Origin of the sequence: Sphingomonas sp. EC-HK361, assembly GCF_902498785.1 — a bacterium.
In the GTDB taxonomy this organism is placed as follows: Bacteria; Pseudomonadota; Alphaproteobacteria; order Sphingomonadales; family Sphingomonadaceae; genus Sphingomonas.
On sequence record NZ_LR701493.1, the window covers coordinates 398,781 to 415,624 of the forward strand.

Annotated in this window: 24 protein-coding genes; 9 read left to right on the forward strand and 15 right to left on the reverse strand. The window is 66.0% G+C overall.

The features are described 5' to 3' along the window. Window positions 1-2 precede the first annotated feature (2 nt). Entirely contained in the window at window positions 3-692 is a 690-nt protein-coding gene (locus BOS5A_RS03310) for an RlmE family RNA methyltransferase (RefSeq protein WP_151953779.1), read from the forward strand. 164 nt (window positions 693-856) lie between these two features. On the opposite strand, the gene BOS5A_RS03315 is transcribed toward BOS5A_RS03310, so the two are convergent. Together BOS5A_RS03315 and BOS5A_RS03320 are read right to left on the reverse strand one after the other, a co-directional pair. Next, a complete protein-coding gene (locus BOS5A_RS03315; protein WP_151953780.1) occupies window positions 857-1,363 on the reverse strand; it encodes an RcnB family protein in 507 nt (168 codons plus the stop codon). Between the two features lie 128 nt (window positions 1,364-1,491). Next, the gene (locus tag BOS5A_RS03320) at window positions 1,492-1,971 is read right to left on the reverse strand and encodes an outer membrane protein assembly factor BamE (RefSeq protein ID WP_151953781.1); all 480 of its coding nucleotides are present in this window, start codon (window positions 1,969-1,971) and stop codon (window positions 1,492-1,494) included. Between the two features lie 120 nt (window positions 1,972-2,091). On the opposite strand from BOS5A_RS03320, the gene BOS5A_RS03325 reads away from it, so the two are divergent. Next, window positions 2,092-2,598: a ubiquinol-cytochrome C chaperone family protein gene (locus tag BOS5A_RS03325; protein ID WP_442800496.1), complete on the forward strand. Its 507-nt coding sequence runs from the start codon at window positions 2,092-2,094 to the stop codon at window positions 2,596-2,598. Next, window positions 2,595-3,113, forward strand: a complete 519-nt coding sequence (locus BOS5A_RS03330) for a YceD family protein (protein ID WP_151953783.1) — start codon at window positions 2,595-2,597, stop codon at window positions 3,111-3,113. Before BOS5A_RS03325 ends, BOS5A_RS03330 begins: the two co-directional genes overlap by 4 nt. 23 nt (window positions 3,114-3,136) lie before the next feature. On the opposite strand, the gene BOS5A_RS03335 is transcribed toward BOS5A_RS03330, so the two are convergent. From BOS5A_RS03335 to BOS5A_RS03385, 11 genes are all read right to left on the reverse strand, one after another. After that, the gene (locus BOS5A_RS03335) at window positions 3,137-3,628 is read right to left on the reverse strand and encodes an MmcB family DNA repair protein (RefSeq protein ID WP_151953784.1); all 492 of its coding nucleotides are present in this window, start codon (window positions 3,626-3,628) and stop codon (window positions 3,137-3,139) included. A gap of 41 nt (window positions 3,629-3,669) precedes the next feature. Next, on the reverse strand, window positions 3,670-4,329 hold the full coding sequence (locus tag BOS5A_RS03340) for a cell wall hydrolase (protein ID WP_151953785.1): 660 nt from the start codon (window positions 4,327-4,329) through the stop codon (window positions 3,670-3,672). Window positions 4,330-4,495: 166 nt separating this feature from the next. Next, window positions 4,496-4,831: a DUF1491 family protein gene (locus tag BOS5A_RS03345; RefSeq protein ID WP_151953786.1), complete on the reverse strand. Its 336-nt coding sequence runs from the start codon at window positions 4,829-4,831 to the stop codon at window positions 4,496-4,498. Further along, complete coding sequence (locus tag BOS5A_RS03350; protein WP_151954482.1) at window positions 4,828-5,289, reverse strand: PaaI family thioesterase; 462 nt, start codon at window positions 5,287-5,289, stop codon at window positions 4,828-4,830. Before BOS5A_RS03350 ends, BOS5A_RS03345 begins: the two co-directional genes overlap by 4 nt. A 7-nt stretch (window positions 5,290-5,296) precedes the next feature. Further along, window positions 5,297-5,764, reverse strand: coding sequence for a PTS sugar transporter subunit IIA (locus tag BOS5A_RS03355; RefSeq protein WP_151953787.1), 468 nt, complete (start codon window positions 5,762-5,764; stop codon window positions 5,297-5,299). A gap of 13 nt (window positions 5,765-5,777) precedes the next feature. Continuing rightward, window positions 5,778-6,365 (reverse strand): ribosome hibernation-promoting factor, HPF/YfiA family, encoded by a 588-nt coding sequence (gene hpf, locus BOS5A_RS03360; RefSeq protein WP_151953788.1) that lies wholly within the window; start codon window positions 6,363-6,365, stop codon window positions 5,778-5,780. A gap of 52 nt (window positions 6,366-6,417) precedes the next feature. After that, window positions 6,418-7,101 carry a DNA polymerase III subunit epsilon gene (gene dnaQ / locus BOS5A_RS03365; protein ID WP_151953789.1) on the reverse strand — a complete coding sequence of 228 codons (684 nt, stop codon included), beginning with the start codon at window positions 7,099-7,101 and terminating at the stop codon, window positions 6,418-6,420. A 7-nt stretch (window positions 7,102-7,108) separates the two neighbouring features. Then, entirely contained in the window at window positions 7,109-7,714 is a 606-nt protein-coding gene (coaE, locus tag BOS5A_RS03370; RefSeq protein WP_151953790.1) for a dephospho-CoA kinase, read from the reverse strand. Further along, window positions 7,711-8,532 carry a shikimate dehydrogenase family protein gene (locus BOS5A_RS03375; protein WP_151953791.1) on the reverse strand — a complete coding sequence of 274 codons (822 nt, stop codon included), beginning with the start codon at window positions 8,530-8,532 and terminating at the stop codon, window positions 7,711-7,713. The genes coaE and BOS5A_RS03375 overlap by 4 nt, the downstream gene beginning before the upstream one ends. After that, a complete protein-coding gene (locus BOS5A_RS03380; RefSeq protein ID WP_267903823.1) occupies window positions 8,529-9,137 on the reverse strand; it encodes a Maf family protein in 609 nt (202 codons plus the stop codon). The genes BOS5A_RS03375 and BOS5A_RS03380 overlap by 4 nt, the downstream gene beginning before the upstream one ends. Before the next feature lie 2 nt (window positions 9,138-9,139). Beyond that, entirely contained in the window at window positions 9,140-9,973 is an 834-nt protein-coding gene (locus tag BOS5A_RS03385) for a pyruvate, water dikinase regulatory protein (RefSeq protein ID WP_151953792.1), read from the reverse strand. A 278-nt stretch (window positions 9,974-10,251) separates the two neighbouring features. Here BOS5A_RS03385 and hemE point away from each other — a divergent pair, with 278 nt between their 5' ends. The 4 genes from hemE to BOS5A_RS03405 all read left to right on the forward strand — a co-directional run bounded on the left by hemE (window position 10,252) and on the right by BOS5A_RS03405 (window position 14,056). Beyond that, the gene (gene hemE, locus BOS5A_RS03390; RefSeq protein WP_267903824.1) at window positions 10,252-11,295 is read left to right on the forward strand and encodes a uroporphyrinogen decarboxylase; all 1,044 of its coding nucleotides are present in this window, start codon (window positions 10,252-10,254) and stop codon (window positions 11,293-11,295) included. Further along, a complete protein-coding gene (locus BOS5A_RS03395; protein WP_151953793.1) occupies window positions 11,292-11,747 on the forward strand; it encodes a CopD family protein in 456 nt (151 codons plus the stop codon). The genes hemE and BOS5A_RS03395 overlap by 4 nt, the downstream gene beginning before the upstream one ends. Window positions 11,748-11,897: 150 nt before the next feature. Next, entirely contained in the window at window positions 11,898-13,154 is a 1,257-nt protein-coding gene (gene rho, locus BOS5A_RS03400; RefSeq protein ID WP_151953794.1) for a transcription termination factor Rho, read from the forward strand. Between the two features lie 176 nt (window positions 13,155-13,330). Beyond that, window positions 13,331-14,056, forward strand: a complete 726-nt coding sequence (locus tag BOS5A_RS03405; RefSeq protein ID WP_234419181.1) for a TerC family protein — start codon at window positions 13,331-13,333, stop codon at window positions 14,054-14,056. Between the two features lie 47 nt (window positions 14,057-14,103). Here the strand turns inward: BOS5A_RS03405 and BOS5A_RS03410 are convergent, their stop codons facing one another. Both BOS5A_RS03410 and BOS5A_RS03415 read right to left on the reverse strand, forming a co-directional pair. After that, window positions 14,104-14,805: a dienelactone hydrolase family protein gene (locus BOS5A_RS03410; protein WP_151953796.1), complete on the reverse strand. Its 702-nt coding sequence runs from the start codon at window positions 14,803-14,805 to the stop codon at window positions 14,104-14,106. Next, window positions 14,805-15,272: a methylated-DNA--[protein]-cysteine S-methyltransferase gene (locus tag BOS5A_RS03415; protein ID WP_151953797.1), complete on the reverse strand. Its 468-nt coding sequence runs from the start codon at window positions 15,270-15,272 to the stop codon at window positions 14,805-14,807. The genes BOS5A_RS03410 and BOS5A_RS03415 overlap by 1 nt, the downstream gene beginning before the upstream one ends. Window positions 15,273-15,322: 50 nt before the next feature. On the opposite strand from BOS5A_RS03415, the gene BOS5A_RS03420 reads away from it, so the two are divergent. Continuing rightward, a complete protein-coding gene (locus BOS5A_RS03420; RefSeq protein ID WP_151953798.1) occupies window positions 15,323-15,556 on the forward strand; it encodes a DUF6489 family protein in 234 nt (77 codons plus the stop codon). Between the two features lie 9 nt (window positions 15,557-15,565). Continuing rightward, a complete protein-coding gene (gene mnmE, locus BOS5A_RS03425) occupies window positions 15,566-16,837 on the forward strand; it encodes a tRNA uridine-5-carboxymethylaminomethyl(34) synthesis GTPase MnmE (protein ID WP_151953799.1) in 1,272 nt (423 codons plus the stop codon). The last annotated feature ends 7 nt before the right edge of the window (window positions 16,838-16,844 follow it).

Genomic DNA, 16,844 nt, shown 5'->3' on the forward strand with positions numbered 1-16,844 from the left:
TCATGTCCAAGGATAGCCTGCGCGGGCGCCAGCGCGTCCGCACCGCACGCGGGCGCACCGCGCAATCGACCCGCTGGCTCGAGCGCCAGCTGAACGACCCTTATGTCCGCCGCGCGAAGGCGGAAGGGTATCGCAGCCGCGCCGCCTACAAGCTGATCGAGCTCGACGAACGGTTCGGCTTCCTGAAGGGCGCGAAGCGGATCGTCGATCTGGGCATTGCGCCCGGCGGCTGGTCGCAGGTCGTTCGCCGCCAGCTACCGAACAGCGCCGTCGTCGGGATCGATCTGCTACCCGTCGATCCGATAGACGGGGTCACGATCTTCCAGATGGATTTCATGGATGACGCTGCGCCAGGCAGGCTCATTGAGGCGCTCGGCGGCGCGCCCGATCTCGTCATCTCGGACATGGCGGCGAACACCGTCGGGCATCCGCAGACCGATGCGCTGCGCACGATGGCGCTGGTCGAAACCGCGCTCGCCTTTGCATGCGACGTTCTGCAACCCGGCGGCGATTTCGTCGCGAAGGTCTTTGCAGGAGGAGCCGATTCGGCGCTCGTCGCCGAGATGAAGCGAAACTTCACGACCGTGAAGCACGCCAAGCCGCCATCGAGCCGCAAGGGGTCGGTCGAATGGTTCGTCGTCGCGCAGGGGTTCAAGGGCCGCACCGAACCGGAAATCGGCGCCGCCGGATAAGCCGATCGAACAAAAGCCGCACAGGCGCGTTGCGGCAATTGGTCCCTTCCCCCCTTTCGGGACCAGTGCCGACCCAAGCCGGCACCGGCCGCGCCGGCGCGTAAACGCGGCGCGGCCGAAACGGGGAACAGGGGGCACGTCGTAACGCCGCGCCCCCGGATTTCCTACCAGTAGAAGTTGCGGATCACATCGACGACATAGCCGCGACGGTAATCGACGAGAATCACGTCGTTATAATGCCGCACCCACCGCGTGCCGGGACGCGCGATCGGCAGGCGATAGCGCCAGGGATCGGCGATGACGTAGCGCGGTCCATAGTAAAAGCTCTGGATGCGCACCCCCGGCCGGAACGTCGTGTAGCGGAACGGCGCGCGCCAGTTGCCGCGCGCGTAGAGCGCACGATTCTGGTTGCGCCAGCCCTGCCAGTCGTTGCGGCCCCAGCGGTGATTGCGATCGCGCAGGTCCTCGCGATATTCCTGACGCGCGTCGCGAACGTCGCGGCGCTGGTCACGCACGTCCCGCTGCGTGCCATAGCGGCGCGCCTGGTTCAGGTCGCGCTGTTCCTGCCGGATATCCTGCCGGTCGTGGCGCAGTTCGCGTGCGGACTGGGCATTTGCCACCGACGGCAGCGCCGTCGCGGCGAGCAGGGCAACGGTCATCAACGTACGCATGATCTGTCTCCTGTCATGGCGCCGCGACCCCAAACGAAGATCGCGGCATGAGGGAGAATTGCCCGAACGGTCCTGAACGCTGCGGGAATGCGCCGGTCAGCCGCCAGCAAGGTGCCAGCGGAGTGGCGTCAGGGGGTATCGCGACCGCCGCCGCCTGCGTCACCACCGCCCGCCCCAGCCGCACCGACCGTGCCGATATTGCCGAACAGATCCTCGAAGAAGCCGCGCTTGCGGCCGAGCGTCGGCGTGGTCTTCGACGATGGCGAGATCGAGGCCACCTGTTCCTCACCAGACTTGCGGATGGCGGTAACCGTACCGGCCTGGTCGAAGCTGATCTGCAGCGTCAGCTGCTTGTCGACCTTGGGGGAGTTATACGCGTAATTCTTGCTGTCGCGCGCGATATAATACCAGTCGCCCTGGCCGAACTGGCTCGCAAAACTGGGATGGCCGAGCGTCGCGGCGACCGAATTGCGGTTGTCGACCCCCGGCTGGATCGAATTCACCAGATCGGCATCGACGATATAGCCCTGGTGCGATTTGAGCGGCGCGCACGCCCCGCTGGCAAGACCGAGCGCGATCGCGACGAGGAGAGTGGACGATACGCGCATGGGAACTCCGAGCCGACAAGCAAAGCCGCGCGTTGCATCGGCGCGGCAAAGCCTCAATATGCCGAGGCGCGCTGCAGGACAAGCACGGGCGTCATGCGGCATGGACGGGAAGGGTCAGCGTTGGGTTTGTTCGACAGGCTGTTCGGAGATCGCACCTCCGAAGCGCAGCTCCTCTACAATGCCGCGGTGGCGAAGGGGCGCGAGCCGCACTGGTATGTTGAAGGGGCCGTGCCCGACACCGTCGATGGCCGGTTCGACATGATCACGGCCATCGTCGCCGTCATCATGCTGCGACTGGAGGATGACCCCGATGGTGCTGCGCCCAATGCGCGGCTGGCGGAATGCTTCGTCGCCGACATGGACGGGCAGATGCGCGAGCTCGGCATCGGCGATGTCGTCGTGGGCAAGAAGATCGGCCGGCTGATGAGCCTGCTCGGCGGGCGGTTGGGCGCCTATCGCGATGGCCTGGCGGGAGGATCGCTGGACGAGGCGTTGGTGCGCAATCTCTATCGCGGAGTGGCGCCGGGGAACGAGGCAGTGGTTCACGTAGCAAAGCGCCTCGCGGCGTTGCGCGCCGATCTCGACCAGGTGACGATCCCGGCGCTGCTGGAAGGCCGGCTGCCATGACGCCGGAGTTTTCGCGGACCGAACGGATCGACACGATCGGCGGCGATGCGCGCGCGGTATCGATCGAGGCGACGCCCGGGGAACGCGCGGCAATCGCGCGGCGCTTCGATCTGGTGGCGCTCGACCGGCTGGCCGCCGAGCTATCCGTCCGTCGCACTGCAAGCGGGGTGATGGTCGAGGGGCGGGTTACGGCCGCGGCGACGCAGGCGTGCGCGATCACCGGCGATCCGTTGCCCGTCTCGATCGACGAGGCCGTGGCGCTGCGCTTCGTCGATGCGCAGGCAAGCGAGGAGGACATCGAGCTCGACGCCGACGGGCTCGACACCGTCGAGATCGAGGATGGCGCGGTCGATCTGGGTGAGCTCGCCGCCGAAACGCTGGCCCTCGCGCTCGATCCGTTCCCGCGTGGCCCGAACGCCGAGGCGGCACTCCGCGCGGCAGGCGTCCTTCGCGAAGAGGATGTGCGGCCGGCCAATGCCTTTTCCGGGCTGAAGGACAAGCTTTCGGGGCGTTGATCCCGCGGATCGTGCGCCGCGTCCTACCCGAACGCCGACGTCTCCGGGTCCACCAGCGTCGTCAGCCGGCGTGCGGCGCGGCGGGCGAAGGCGAGGGTGCAGCGCTTGCGGACATGCGCGGCGAGCGGCACCGTCGCGCCTTCGCGCACGATTGCGGCGTCATAGCGGTCGGCCACGATCAGCCCGGTACGGTCCGGCAGAAAGGCGGGGCCGTCGATCGGGGACGCATCGAAGCCCGCCGGTACCGCCCAGTAGAACCGGTCGCAGTGATCGAGATACTCGCGCCATTTGGCATCGCCGATCAGATCGGCGCGCGACACCTTGATCTCGACGATCACGATCCGCCCCTTCACGTCGAGCGCCATCAGGTCGGCGCGGCGCCCGCCGTCGAGCGGCACTTCGCCGATCGTCGTCAGGTCGTGGCGCAGCAGCATCCGCGTGACGCCGCGCGCGACATCGGCGGCGCACAATGCCTCGGGCGAACCGTCCAGACAGGAAGAAGGGGCGACGAGCATGGCCCGCCACCCCTAGAACATTGCACGAACCTTTTGAAGCCTCAGCGGTAAAAGACGTGGTTGCCGATAGAGGCGACCTGGGTCTTGTTCCACCCCGGCGAGACGCGGCGGGCGTGGAAGAACAGCGCCTTGCCGGCCGGGCTGTCCCATGCATCGTCCATCGCGACCTTCGCGACCGCAACGGCGGTACGGTAGCTCGCGCGGCTTTCCGGGATCGAGGGGATCCGCCCACCGCGCACGAACGAGAACTGGCCGCGCTGGGTCACGACGTCGCACACCGTCTCACCGAAGCGACGCGCCGCCACACGGTTCAGGATGACTTCGGCAACCGCGAGCTGGCCGGCGAGGGGTTCCCCCTTCGATTCGAAATAGATCGCGCCCGCAAGGCAGCGGAGTTGCTCGTCGCTCGCCTCGACAGGCTGCGCGGCGACCGCGGCGGCAAGCGTGGGATAAGCCACGGTATCGCCGTCATCGATGTCGGCGGATTCGGTCGGCGGCGTGGTCGCGGCCGGCGCGGGGTAGGTCGGGGTGGGGAGCGCCTGGGGCGCCTGACCGTCCTGGAAGACGATGATCGCGGGAGCCGGGGTCGGCACGTTCGCGTGGGGCGTTTCCGCCGCGAAGCCCGCGGTGCTGTGGGCGGCAAGCCCGACAAGCGCAAGAGAAAGGGCTGCGACGGACGCAACCCGCTGACGAAACGACATCAATCAACACATTTATGCGGTTGGCGTGCGGAACGCGGTCGTCATCGCCTCACAGCGAACGACCGGCCGGACTTACCCCCCGACTGCGTAACTGACCGGATCGCACCCGCCCCAGCACAACGCGAAGAACCCAATGCGGCGGCTGTGATGGTGCGGTGCACGCAAGTCAAATCATCGCGATCGTTTCAGCGACGAATCGTTCGGCCTCCGGGACGGCCAGAGCAACCACCCATAGATCGGGATCGCGCGCGCGCCGGCGGCGCCAATATTCCTCAACCGACTCCTCGCCGCCTGCACGCGGCCCGGTTTCGATGAGGCCGGAGCGGCCATCGGCGCCGATCCCGCGCTCCATAACCCGGTCGCCCGCCGTCTCCTCGAGGAGGAACAGGATGGCGCCTGCCTGTGCGTCGCCCTTCGCGCGAACCACCGCGAATCCACCGGAATCATTGGCGCGGCGAAGCAGCGCGGACACAAGGATGCCGCTCGGCAGGCGATCACTCACCGGACGCCATAGCCATCGAGGCCGGCGAGCGCGATTCGCGACTTCATGAAGGTGCCCGTGCCGCGCGCGACCTCCTCGCCCGCGGCATCGATCAGGCGGGCGTCGGAGACGAAGACGCGCCGCTGGCCGCTGATCCAGCGGCCTTCGGCAACGACCCGCCCCTCGCGCAGCGGCCGGGTGAACAGCAGGTTGAACGCAGTGGTCAGCAGGAAACGGTCGGTCACCAGGCTGTTCGCCGCGTAAAAGGCCGCGTCGTCGAGCATCTTGAAATAGCTCGTGCCGTGCACCGCACCGGCGGCGTGAAAGTGCCGCCGATCGAGGTTGAAATGGATTCGCGCGACGCCCGCCGCAACGATTTCGAGCCGCGAATCGAACAACTGGTTGATTGGCGCGTGCGCGTAGAGCGATTCGAGCGCACGGTAGTGCGCCGCCGCGCCACCCGTCACCCCCGCCGCCATGGCTCCGTCAGGCGGCGTCACGCGCGTCGTCCCCGGTCAGCAGCGCGTAGATCGCATCGCGCGATCCGGCGCCGCGCAGCTTCGCGACGAAAGCGCGGTCGCGCAGCCGGCGCGAGATTCGTGCCAGCGCCTTCAGATGCTCAGCACCCGCCTCAGGCGGAGACAGGAGGACGAAGGCGATATCGACGGGCAGATCGTCGACCGCCTGGAAATCGATCGGCTGGGCGAGCCGGATCACCATCCCGGCGATGCGCGGCAGATCGGGCACGCGGGCGTGGGGAATGGCGACGCCGCCGCCAAACCCCGTCGATCCCAGTTTCTCGCGCGCCGCCAGCAGCCGCGCGACCGTTCCCTCGTCGAGATTGAGGACGGGGGCGGCGGCGGCGGCGGCCTGCTGAAACAACGCCTTCTTGGTTGCCGCCGCCACGTCCACCAGGACGAGTTCGGGCAGCAGCAGGTCACTCACATCGGTCATCGTCGTGCAATCGTCACCCTGCGCGCTGCGGCTCGACCCACCCGATCGTGCCGTCGCCGCGCCGATAGACCATGTTGTACGATCCGGTCCCCGAATTCTTGAACAGCAGCGCAGTGGTGTTGCGCAGATCGAGCATCATCACCGCATCGGACACGCTGGCATCGGGGACATCGACCCGCGTCTCGGCGATGATGAGCGGCGAATCGGGCGATTCCTCCTGCTCGTCGGTGCGCTCCGCGAACAGGGTATAGCCGGCATTGTCATAGCCGTTGCCCTCCGCCGCCGCGTTCGCCTGATCGGCATGGCGATCCTTCAGCCGGCGCATGTAGCGGCGCAGCTGCTTCTCGATCTTGTCCGCGACACCGTCGAAGGCGAGATGCGCATCCTGCGCGTCGTGCCGGCCCTTCAGCACGAGGCCCTGCATCACATGCGCGGTGATATCGCAGGTGAAGCCATTGTCGTGCGGCCCTTTCCCGAACGTCACCTGCGCCGAGATCGCCCGGGAGAAATATTTGCTCGCGATACCCTGGAGCCGGTCTTCGACATGGCGCTTCAGCGCGTCGCCGGTGGCGACCTGATGACCCGAGATCCGGATATCCATATGTTCTTCTCCTTTGTTGGCGCCGGCACGAAAACGCGCGCCGGCGCAGGTCTCAGGCGGCGGTCCAGATCGGATCGCTCACCTTGGACAGGAACGCGGCATGCGCGGCCAATTCTCCCTCGCTCGGCTGAAAAGTGCGCGCCGGCCGGACGCTTGCGGCAGGGCGTGCCGCCGAGGCGGCGACCGCGGCGGTCGCGGTTTCGCTGACCAGCGACAGGCCGATCTGGCGGCCGCCCATCAGCTCGACATAGACCTGGGCGAGGAGCTGCGCGTCAAGCAGCGCGCCGTGGAGGACGCGGTGCGAACGATCGATGCCGTAGCGCGAGCACAGCGCATCGAGCGTGTGCTTGGCGCCCGGATGCCGCTGCCGCGCGATCTGCAGCGTATCGATCATCCGCGTGGTGCACACGAGCGAACGGCCGCATTTGTGAAGCTCGCCGTTCAGGAAGGAAAAGTCGAAGCCCGCATTGTGCGCGATCAGCGGCGCGTCCCCGATAAAGGCGATGAGCGCGTCCGCCGCATCGGCGAAGCGCGGCTTGTCCGACAGGAAGGCGTCGCTGAGCCCATGCACCGCCTGCGCCTCCGCCGCCATCGGGCGCTCGGGATGATAATAGGCGTGAAAGACCTGACCCGTCTCGACCCGGTTGATCATCTCGACACAGCCGATCTCGACCAGCCGGTCACCGCCGGAGAAGCTGAGCCCCGTGGTTTCGGTATCGAACACGATTTCGCGCATCGGGGCGTTATCGGCCTTCGCGCGGCGCTAGGCAAGCAACGACGCGGGCGACGGCGCTGCGGGTCTGCTCGAGCGGCACATCGGTGGCGATGACGAAGTCGGCGCGCGCGCGCTTTTGCGCATCCGGCATCTGGCGTGCGAGGATCGATTCGAACTTCGCCGCACTCATGCCGGCACGCGCGAGCACGCGGGCGCGCTGCACGTCAGACGAGGCGGAGACGACGACGACCTTGTCCACCCGCCCGTCACCGCCGGTTTCGAAAAGCAGGGGGATGTCGAGGACGACGATCGGCGCATCGATGCGATCGGCGAAGAAGCGTGCCCGTTCTTCGCCGACGGCCGGATGGACGATCGCCTCGAGCCGCCGCATCGCCGCATCGTCGTTCAGCACCGCTGCCGACAGGGTGGGACGATCGACCCCGGATGCGCCGGTAGTGCCCGGAAACGCCGCCTCGATCGCCGGCACGATCCGCCCGCCCGGTCCCTGCAGCGCGTGGACCACCGCATCGGCATCGAAGACCGGCACGCCAAGGTCCGCGAACATCGCCGCCACCGTCGACTTGCCCATCCCGATCGAGCCGGTGAGCCCGACGACGATCCGCGGCGGCGTCACGACGTCAATAGCGTGCGCAGCGCGTCATCCCGGTCGCGCGGCGGTGCCTGACCGAAGAACATCTCGAACGCCGCAGCCGCCTGACCGATCAGCATTTCGAGCCCGTCGACCACATCAAGACCGCGTGCGCGTGCGGCGGCGAGCAGCGGGGTTTCGAGCGGCGCGTAAACGATATCATAGACGACCGCGTCATCGGGCAGGGGGTCGAGGTCGATCGTCAGCGGCGGCTGGCCGGCCATGCCGAGAACGCTCGCATTGACGAGTAGCGCGGCCGGCGGAATCGGCGCGGTCAGGGGAAGCGCTTCGCCCTTCAGCCCGAACGACGCCAGCAGCGCCGCGCCCTTCAAAGGATTGCGATTGAGGATCGTCACGCGGCCGACATCCATGCGAGCCAGCGCGAAGAGAATCGCGCGCGCCGCGCCGCCCGCACCGATCACGACGACGGGCGCCCCGTCGAGATCGAGGTCGGCAATCGGCGCGTAGAAGCCGGCGGCATCGGTGTTGGTGCCAACCAGCACCTCGCCCTCCGCGCGCACCACGCAGTTGATCGCGCCGATCGAGCCGCGCACATCACCGGGATCGGCGACATGGTCCAGCGCGGCGATCTTGTGCGGCACCGTGATATTGCATCCGCGCCAGGCCGGGTCCGCGCGACGATCGGCAAAATAGGCGGCGAGCCCGTCCGGCGTCACATGCACCGCGCGATACTCGGCATCGACCCCCAGCGCGTTCAGCCAGAAATTGTGGATGACCGGCGATTTCGAATGCGCGATCGGATCGCCGATGACTTCGGCAAACGGCTTGTTCGGCGCGGTCATGCGGGCAGGATCTTTCGCGTCCGGAGATATTCGAGCACGGGAAGCAGCGGCATGCCGAGCACGGTGAACTGGCTGCCGTCGATCCGCGTGAACAGCTGTGCGCCCGGTCCCTCGATCCGGTAGCAGCCGACGCACCCTGCGATCGCCGGCCATTCGAGATCGAGATAGCGCGCGATGAACGCGTTCGAGAGCGGACGGACGTGCATCCGCGCGCGATCGACATGCCGCCAGACGGCACGACCGCCTTCCGCAACGACCGCAGCGCTCACGAGATCGTGATGACGCCCGCTCATCCGCCGCAGGTGGTCCGCTGCCTCCGCACGGTCGCGCGGCTTGTCGAGGATGCTGCCATCGTCAAGTACCGCAAGCGAATCCGAACCCAGCACCAGGGCGTCGGCGTGCAGCGCGGAAACCTTGATCGCCTTCAATTCCGCCAGCGCGTCGGCCAGATCGCGCGGGCGTGCGGAATCGAACGATGCCTTGACGCCAGCTTCATCGACGTGCCCGGGAACAGCCTGATACGCCACGCCCGCCGCGTCGAGCATCGCGCGGCGTGACGCGCTTTGCGACGCGAGGATCAGTCGAGAAGCGGCGGGATCGTTCAAGGTCACAAGTCTTCCCCGCGCGACGCGCCGCGACGTTCGTTGCACAGCGCGATGACCGCGGCGGCGGTTTCCTCGATCGAGCGCCTCGTCACATCGATGACCGGCCAGCCATGATCCGCGAACATCCGCCGCGCGAAGGCAATCTCGCTCGCGACCGCCTCCTGGTTCACATAATCGGTTTCAGCTGCCTGATTGAGCGAGAGCAGCCGGTTGCGTCGGACCTGGATCAGCCGGTCCGCGCTCGTCGTCAGCCCGACGATCAGCGGATTGGCGAGGCTGTAGAGCGACGTCGGCGGCGGGCTTTCGACCACAATCGGGATGTTCGCGACCTTGTAACCGCGATTGGCGAGGTAAATCGAGGTCGGCGTCTTCGATGACCGGCTGACCCCCGCGAGAACGATGTCCGCTTCCTCCCAGTCTTCGTGCGCGATGCCGTCGTCATGCGCGATGGTGAACTGGATCGCATCGACCCGCGCGAAATAGGCGGCATCAAGGACGTGCTGGCGCCCGGGGCGAGCCTTAGCCTGCTGACCCAGCATCGACGACAGCGCATCGTTGACGGAATCCAGCGGCGCGACCGTCGGCAGGCCCAGCGCTGCGCACCGTTGCTCCAGCGCACGTCGGGTCGACGAGTTGACCAACGTGAAGATCACGAGTCCCGGATTCTGCGCGATTTCCTGCAGGATGCGATCCAGATGCGCCTCGGTGCGCACCATCGGCCAGAAATGCCGGACGGTCTCGACATCGTCATATTGCGCGAGCGCCGCCTTTGCGATGTTCTCCAGCGTCTCGCCGGTCGAGTCCGACAGGAGGTGCAAATGGAGGCGCGTCGCCATCAGCGGGATCGATCTGTGGACAAGATGGGGACGAGCGCTAGCGCAACTCGCAACCGCGGCCAAGCGCAGCGCCGCCGGTGGATCATCCGCGATCTGTCCACAAAGTCGTCAACGCCCACCGGGTTCCTGCACAGGCTGTGGATAACGGGGATGCCCGACGCGAATCCCAAGGGAATCGTCAGCACGCATACGTCAAGCTGTTGGCATTTCCGGGATGGCCGCATAATCCCGGTCACCAACGCGACTACTACCGCAACAGCTTCTTTAAGATTCTCTTCATCAGTAGAAGGACGCCCGCGCTGACCAAGCCCCTGCTCGCAACGCTGAAGGGTCAGCGCCAGTCGGTGCCGCCAATGTGGCTCATGCGGCAGGCGGGGCGCTATCTGCCCGAATATCGTGCTCTCAGGGCGGAGAAGGGCGGGTTTCTTTCGCTCGCGACCGACCCCGAAGCTGCGGCGGAAGTGACGCTTCAGCCGATCCGGCGCTTCGGATTCGACGGCGCGATCCTGTTCAGCGATATCCTGATGGTGCCCTGGGCGCTTGGCCAGGACCTGAGTTTCGGGGTGGGAGAAGGCCCGCGACTGGAGCCGGCGCTCGTCGATCATGCGCTGGTGGCGCTTCAGAGCGTCCCTGAGAGGCTAGAACCTGTCTATGCGACCGTCAGGACTGTCGCGGCGGCTTTGCCCCCCGAAACGACCTTTCTGGGCTTTGCCGGCTCCCCCTGGACCGTCGCGACCTATATGGTGGCCGGACAAGGCAGCCGCGATCAGGCCGAGACTCGGCGCTACGCCTATCGCGATCCCGGGGCGTTCGGCGCGATCGTCGATGCTATCACCCGGATGACGACCGACTATCTTTCCGCGCAGATCGAGGCGGGCGTGGAGGCGGTGCAGCTGTTCGACAGCTGGGCGGGGAGCCTCAGCCCGGCACAATTCGAACGCTGGGTCATCGCGCCGAACGCCGCGATCGTTGCGGGGGTAAAGGCGCGGCACCCGGAGGCGGTCGTCATCGGCTTTCCCAAGGGCGCCGGCGGGAAGCTCCCCGCCTATGCGCGCGAAACGGGGGTCGATGCGCTGGGGCTGGACGAGACGGTCGATCCCGAATGGGCGGCCGCCTCGATCCCGGCGGCGATGCCGGTGCAGGGCAATCTCGATCCGCTGGCGCTCATCACCGGCGGCGAAACGCTCGATGCCGCGATCGATCGTATCCTTGCAGCCTTCGCCGACCGGCCGCACGTCTTCAATCTCGGCCACGGCATCCTTCAGGACACGCCCATCGCGCATGTCGAGCAACTGATCGCGCGGGTGAGGGGAACGGCATGATCATCGATCTTGGTGCGGCCTACCCGTGGGTGAAGGCGGCGCATGTCGTCTTCGTGATCTTCTGGATGGCGGGGCTGTTCATGCTGCCGCGTTACCTCGTCTATCATCAGGAGGCGCTGGGCGACGGCGCGCAGGAGGCGCTGTGGGTCGAGCGCGAGGCGAAGCTCCGCCAGATGATCCTCACCCCGTCGATGATCGCGGTTTGGGTGCTGGGGCTGCTGCTCGCTGCCAATCTCGGGCTGTTCAGCGGCGGTGCGGGCCTGGGATGGCTGCATGCCAAGCTGACGATCGTCGTGCTGCTATCCGCCTATCATGGCTGGGCGGTGGGGTATGGCAGGCGGCTCGGCAAGGGGGTGGCGCGGCTGACCAACCGGCAGTTGCGGATGGCCAACGAGCTCCCCGCGCTCGCTACCGTTCTCATCGTCGTGCTGGTGATCGCCAAGCCCTTCTGATCCGCTTGACTTGAACGCGGCCGAATCCTAGATTCGAGGCTACCGGGAACCGGCGTCCGCCGTGCGTCTCGCGTATCCCCTCCAGCTTCGTCAGTCGCGTTCCACCGCCGGCCGAGCTTCCCCCACGACCGATCCATTCGGAAAAAACACATGCATCTCAAAGATTTGAAAAAGAAGACTCCCGCGGAGCTCGTCCAGCTGGCCGAGGAATTGGGGGTCGAAGGCGCGTCGACGCTGCGCAAGCAGGACCTCATGTTCGCGATCCTGAAGGTCCAGGCCGAGAATGGCGAGCAGATCATGGGCGAGGGCACCATCGAGGTGCTCCAGGACGGCTTCGGCTTCCTCCGTAGCCCCCAGGCAAACTACCTTGCCGGCCCCGACGACATCTATATTTCGCCCAATCAGGTCCGCAAATTCGGGCTGCGCACCGGTGATACCGTCGAGGGCGAGATCCGCGGTCCCAAGGACGGCGAGCGCTATTTCGCGCTGACCAAGCTCATCAGCGTCAATTTCGACGATCCCGATGCGGTGCGCCACCGCGTCAACTTCGACAACCTCACGCCGCTCTATCCCGAGGAGCGGCTGAAGCTCGAGATCGAAGACCCGACGATCAAGGACAAGACGGGCCGCGTGCTCGACGTCGTCGCGCCGCTCGGCAAGGGCCAGCGCTGCCTGATCGTCGCGCCGCCGCGGGTCGGCAAGACGGTGATGATGCAGAATGTCGCGCGCGCGATCAGCGTCAATCATCCCGAGGTCTACCTCATCGTGCTGCTGATCGACGAGCGGCCCGAGGAAGTCACCGACATGCAGCGCACGGTGAACGGCGAGGTCGTCTCCTCGACCTTTGACGAGCCGGCGACGCGCCACGTGCAAGTCGCAGAAATGGTGATCGAAAAAGCCAAACGCCTGGTCGAGCACAAGAAGGACGTGGTGATCCTGCTCGACAATATCACGCGCCTTGGCCGGGCCTACAACACGGTGGTGCCATCGTCGGGCAAGGTGCTGACCGGCGGCGTCGACGCGAATGCGCTCCAGCGGCCGAAGCGCTTCTTCGGTGCAGCGCGCAATATCGAGGAAGGCGGGAGCCTCACGATCATCTCGACCTCGCTGATCGACACCGGCAGCCGCATGGACGAAGTGATCTTCGAAGAGTTCAAGGGCACCGGCAACGCCGAGATCGTGCTCGACCGCAAGGTGGCCGACAAGCGCGTCTTCCCGGCGATCGACATCGGCAAGTCGGGGACCCGCAAGGAGGAGCTGCTCGTCGAGAAGGGGCAGCTCAGCAAGATGTGGGTCCTGCGCCGCATCCTCATGCAGATGGGCACCGTCGATGCGATGGAATTCCTGCTCGACAAGATGAAGGATTCGAAGACGAATTCGGACTTCTTCGACAGCATGAATCAGTAACCGAGCACGGCCCGCTGCATGCTGCAGCGGGACTCGTGCCGGTTCGGCCGGTGGGCGCAAGCCCGTCCGACGTGAAGGCGCGGGCTATGCCCGCGCCGTTTTTCTTGTATCCCATTGAGCCAAACCAGGCGGCGATCGTTCCGTATTGGTCCGTTCACGAACTCCGGGAGTCGTTCTTGAGCATCATCGCGCTTCTTGCCCAGGCTGTCCAAGGTCCGGGGTCGCCAGCGGAAATCTGGCAGCATATCGTTGCCGACTTTTCGAACATCACCGAACCTGCGGCGCTCGCGGCGTTCGGATCGGTGCTGATGATCGACCTCGTCCTCGCTGGCGACAACGCGATCGTCGTCGGCGCGCTGGCAGCGGGGTTGCCCGCCGAGCAGCGCAAGAAGGTCATTCTGATCGGGATCGGCGCGGCGCTGGTGCTGCGCATCCTCTTCGCGCTGATCGTCACCTGGCTCATGGGGATCGTCGGACTCATCTTTGCCGGCGGGCTTCTGCTGCTGTGGGTCAGCTGGAAATTCTGGCGCGAAATCCGGCATTCGGCCGCCAATGTCGGCTCGGACGAGATCGCCGGTGACGAGCATTCGGGCCTGACCCCTGCGAAGAGCTTCGCTGGTGCCGCATGGGCAGTCGCGGTCGCCGATGTGTCGATGAGTCTCGACAATGTGCTCGCCGTCGCAGGTGCCGCGCGCGAACATCCCGGCATCCTCGTCGTCGGGCTGCTCCTATCGGTCGCGCTGATGGGGTTGGCCGCGAATTTTATCGCGCGGATCATCGATCGATACCGATGGATCGCGTATCTCGGCCTAGCCGTCATCCTGCTCGTCGCGGGCAAGATGATCTATGAAGGCTGGGTCGGCACCGGCGAGACGCAGGGCATCATCACGCTGTTTACATGACGAAAAAGGCCTGCCGCGCCGACAAATGGCGTGGCAGGCCGTCGCGGTTATCCCAGATGGCTGGCGAAGAACGCCGCCGTCCGCTCGTCCGCACGCTTCGCGGCTTCATCCGAACGCCGCTCACCGAATTCGGTCGCGAAGCCGTGATCCTCGCCCGGATAATCATAGAGGGTGATCTTGGGATGATCGTCGAGCCCGGCATGCATCGCAGCCTGCGCTGTCTTGTCGACGAAGTGATCTTCCTGGGGAATGTGGAGAAGAACCGGGCGGGCGATCGCGTGCTTCTCGCCGAGCAGGCCGTCGATGCCGACGCCGTAATAACCGACGCTTGCATCGATATCGGTACGCGTCGCGGTCATGAAGGCGAGGCGTCCACCCAGGCAATATCCCACCGCGCCAACCTTTGCGTCGTCACCGAGAAGCCTTCGCGCCGCGTGAATCGTCGCCTCGATATCCTGGATACCCTGATTCTGGTCGAACTCCCCCATCAGCCCCAGCGCTTCCTGCATCTCGGCCTCGATGTCCGGATCGAGCTCGATCCCGGGGCGCAGGCGCCAGAAGAGATCGGGGGCGAGCGCGAGGTAGCCCGCCTCTGCCAGCGTATCGCATTTGCGGCGGATGCCTGCGTTCACGCCGAAGATTTCCTGGATGACGATGATCGCTGCTCTGGGGGTGGCTTCGGGGTCGGCGCGGTATGCGGGGAAGGTTGCGGCCCCGTCCAGCGTCGGCACATCGATCATCGTCGTCATCAGTCTCTCCGGTAGCGAAGCTCGTGAGCGAGCAGCCATTGTTTCGTCGAAACGCCGTGACCGGCCGAATAGTGCCCGATTCCGTTGGTCGCGAGCACGCGGTGGCAGGGAATCACGATCGGAAAAGGGTTGCGCGCGCAGGCCTGACCGATCGCACGCGGGCTGGAGGCGATGCGGCGTGCAAGCGCGCCGTAGCTTTGCGTCTCGCCATAAGGAATGGCGATCATCCCGTCGCGTAGTGCCTGACCGCGTGGGGTTGCGGCAGGTGTCAGGGGCAGGTCGAAGAGTTGACGGTCCCAGGCGAACCATTGGCGAAGCTGTGCGATAGCGGCCACGACCGCCTTGGCCGAGCCGGCGTGTGGCGACCCCTCCGCACCGATCGAAATCGACAGGACGCGGTCGTCATCCCCGGTGACGCTGACGATCCCGACGGGCGTTGCGATTGCGGCACGATCACGGGCATACATACGCCGAATACTGCCTCCGGTGGTCGGCGGGCTCAAGCGGAGACGCGCGTGTGAAGATCAATGTCGAGGTGGATTGTACTCCCGAAGAAGCACGGCGTTTCATGGGACTTCCCGATCTTTCGCCGCTCCATGCGCGCTATATCGAGAAGATGGGCGACATGATGGACGGCAGCGTGCAGCCCGAGATGGTCGAGGCGATGATGAAGGGCTGGGCGCCGATGGGCGAGGCTGGCATGACCTTCTGGCGCCAGTTGTTCGAGGCCGGCGGCAAGCCGGGCGGCTGAGCGGCGCAAATGGCTGACACGATTTTTGCGGTTTCAAGTGGGCGCCCGCCCGCGGCCATCGCGGTCATTCGGGTGAGCGGGGCGCTTGCGATGGCGTGCGCCCAGAGCCTTGCCGGGAATATTCCTGAACCGCGACGAGCGACGCTGCGGCAAATCAGGAATGCGGATGGGCTGCTGCTCGATCGTGCGCTGCTGCTCGCCTTTCCGGGACCGGAGAGCGCAACGGGCGAGGATCTGCTCGAAATTCACGCGCATGGCGGACCCGCGGTCGTCGCGGCGATCGAGGCCGCGCTCGCCGCCATGGCCGGCGTGAGACGCGCCGAACCGGGCGAATTTACCCGCCGGGCGCTCGAACATGGCCGACTCGATCTGTCGCAGGCCGAGGCTCTCGCCGATCTGCTGGCGGCCGAAACCGAGACGCAGCGTCGCCAGGCTATCCGCGCAAGTGAGGGTGAGCTGAGCGCCGCGGTCATCGCCTGGATGGATCACCTCGCGGCGATCGCGGCGATGATTGAGGTGGCGATCGACTATGACGGAGAGGAGAACTCGGGCGATCCGGAGGAAGCGGCCTTGCGCGCGACATGCGCGGTGCGGGATGACATAGCGCTCGCCCTTGCCAGACCGCCGGTAGAGCGGCTGCACGATGGGATAAGGATCGTACTCGCCGGGCCTCGAAATGCCGGAAAGTCGACGCTATTCAATGCGTTGGTCGCACGGGATGCAGCAATTACCTCACCGATTGCGGGCACGACGCGCGATTTGATCGAAGCGAGCGTCCAGCGCGGAGGACGGGCTTATGTCCTGGTCGACACGGCCGGAATAGTCGCGGAGACCGCCGATCCGATCGAAGCGATTGGGATCGAGCGGGCGGGGCAGGCCATCGCGCACGCGGACGTTGTCTTGTGGCTGGGCGACGAAGTTCCTCCCGAGCAGAATGGGATGATCGCTGTACATCCCCGTGCCGACTTGCACGGTCGGGAGATCGCACCTGAGGGGCGTATTGCGGTTTCGGCCGGTGACGCTGCTTCGGTCGAACGGGTCTGGCGCGCGATCGATGCGAAAGCCAATCTGATGATCCCTGCTGTCGATGTTATGTTCAACAACCGTCAGCGCCGCGCGCTTCGGGAGGCCTGGAGTGCAATCGCCGACCCCGATGACGAGCTGTTGTTGCTCGCCGAACAGCTTCGTGTCGCAACGCGGAGCCTTGCGGCAGTGATCGGGGTCGATGCCACCGAGTCGATGCTGGATATGCTCTTTTCGCGATTTTGCCTCGGAAAATGACAATGTT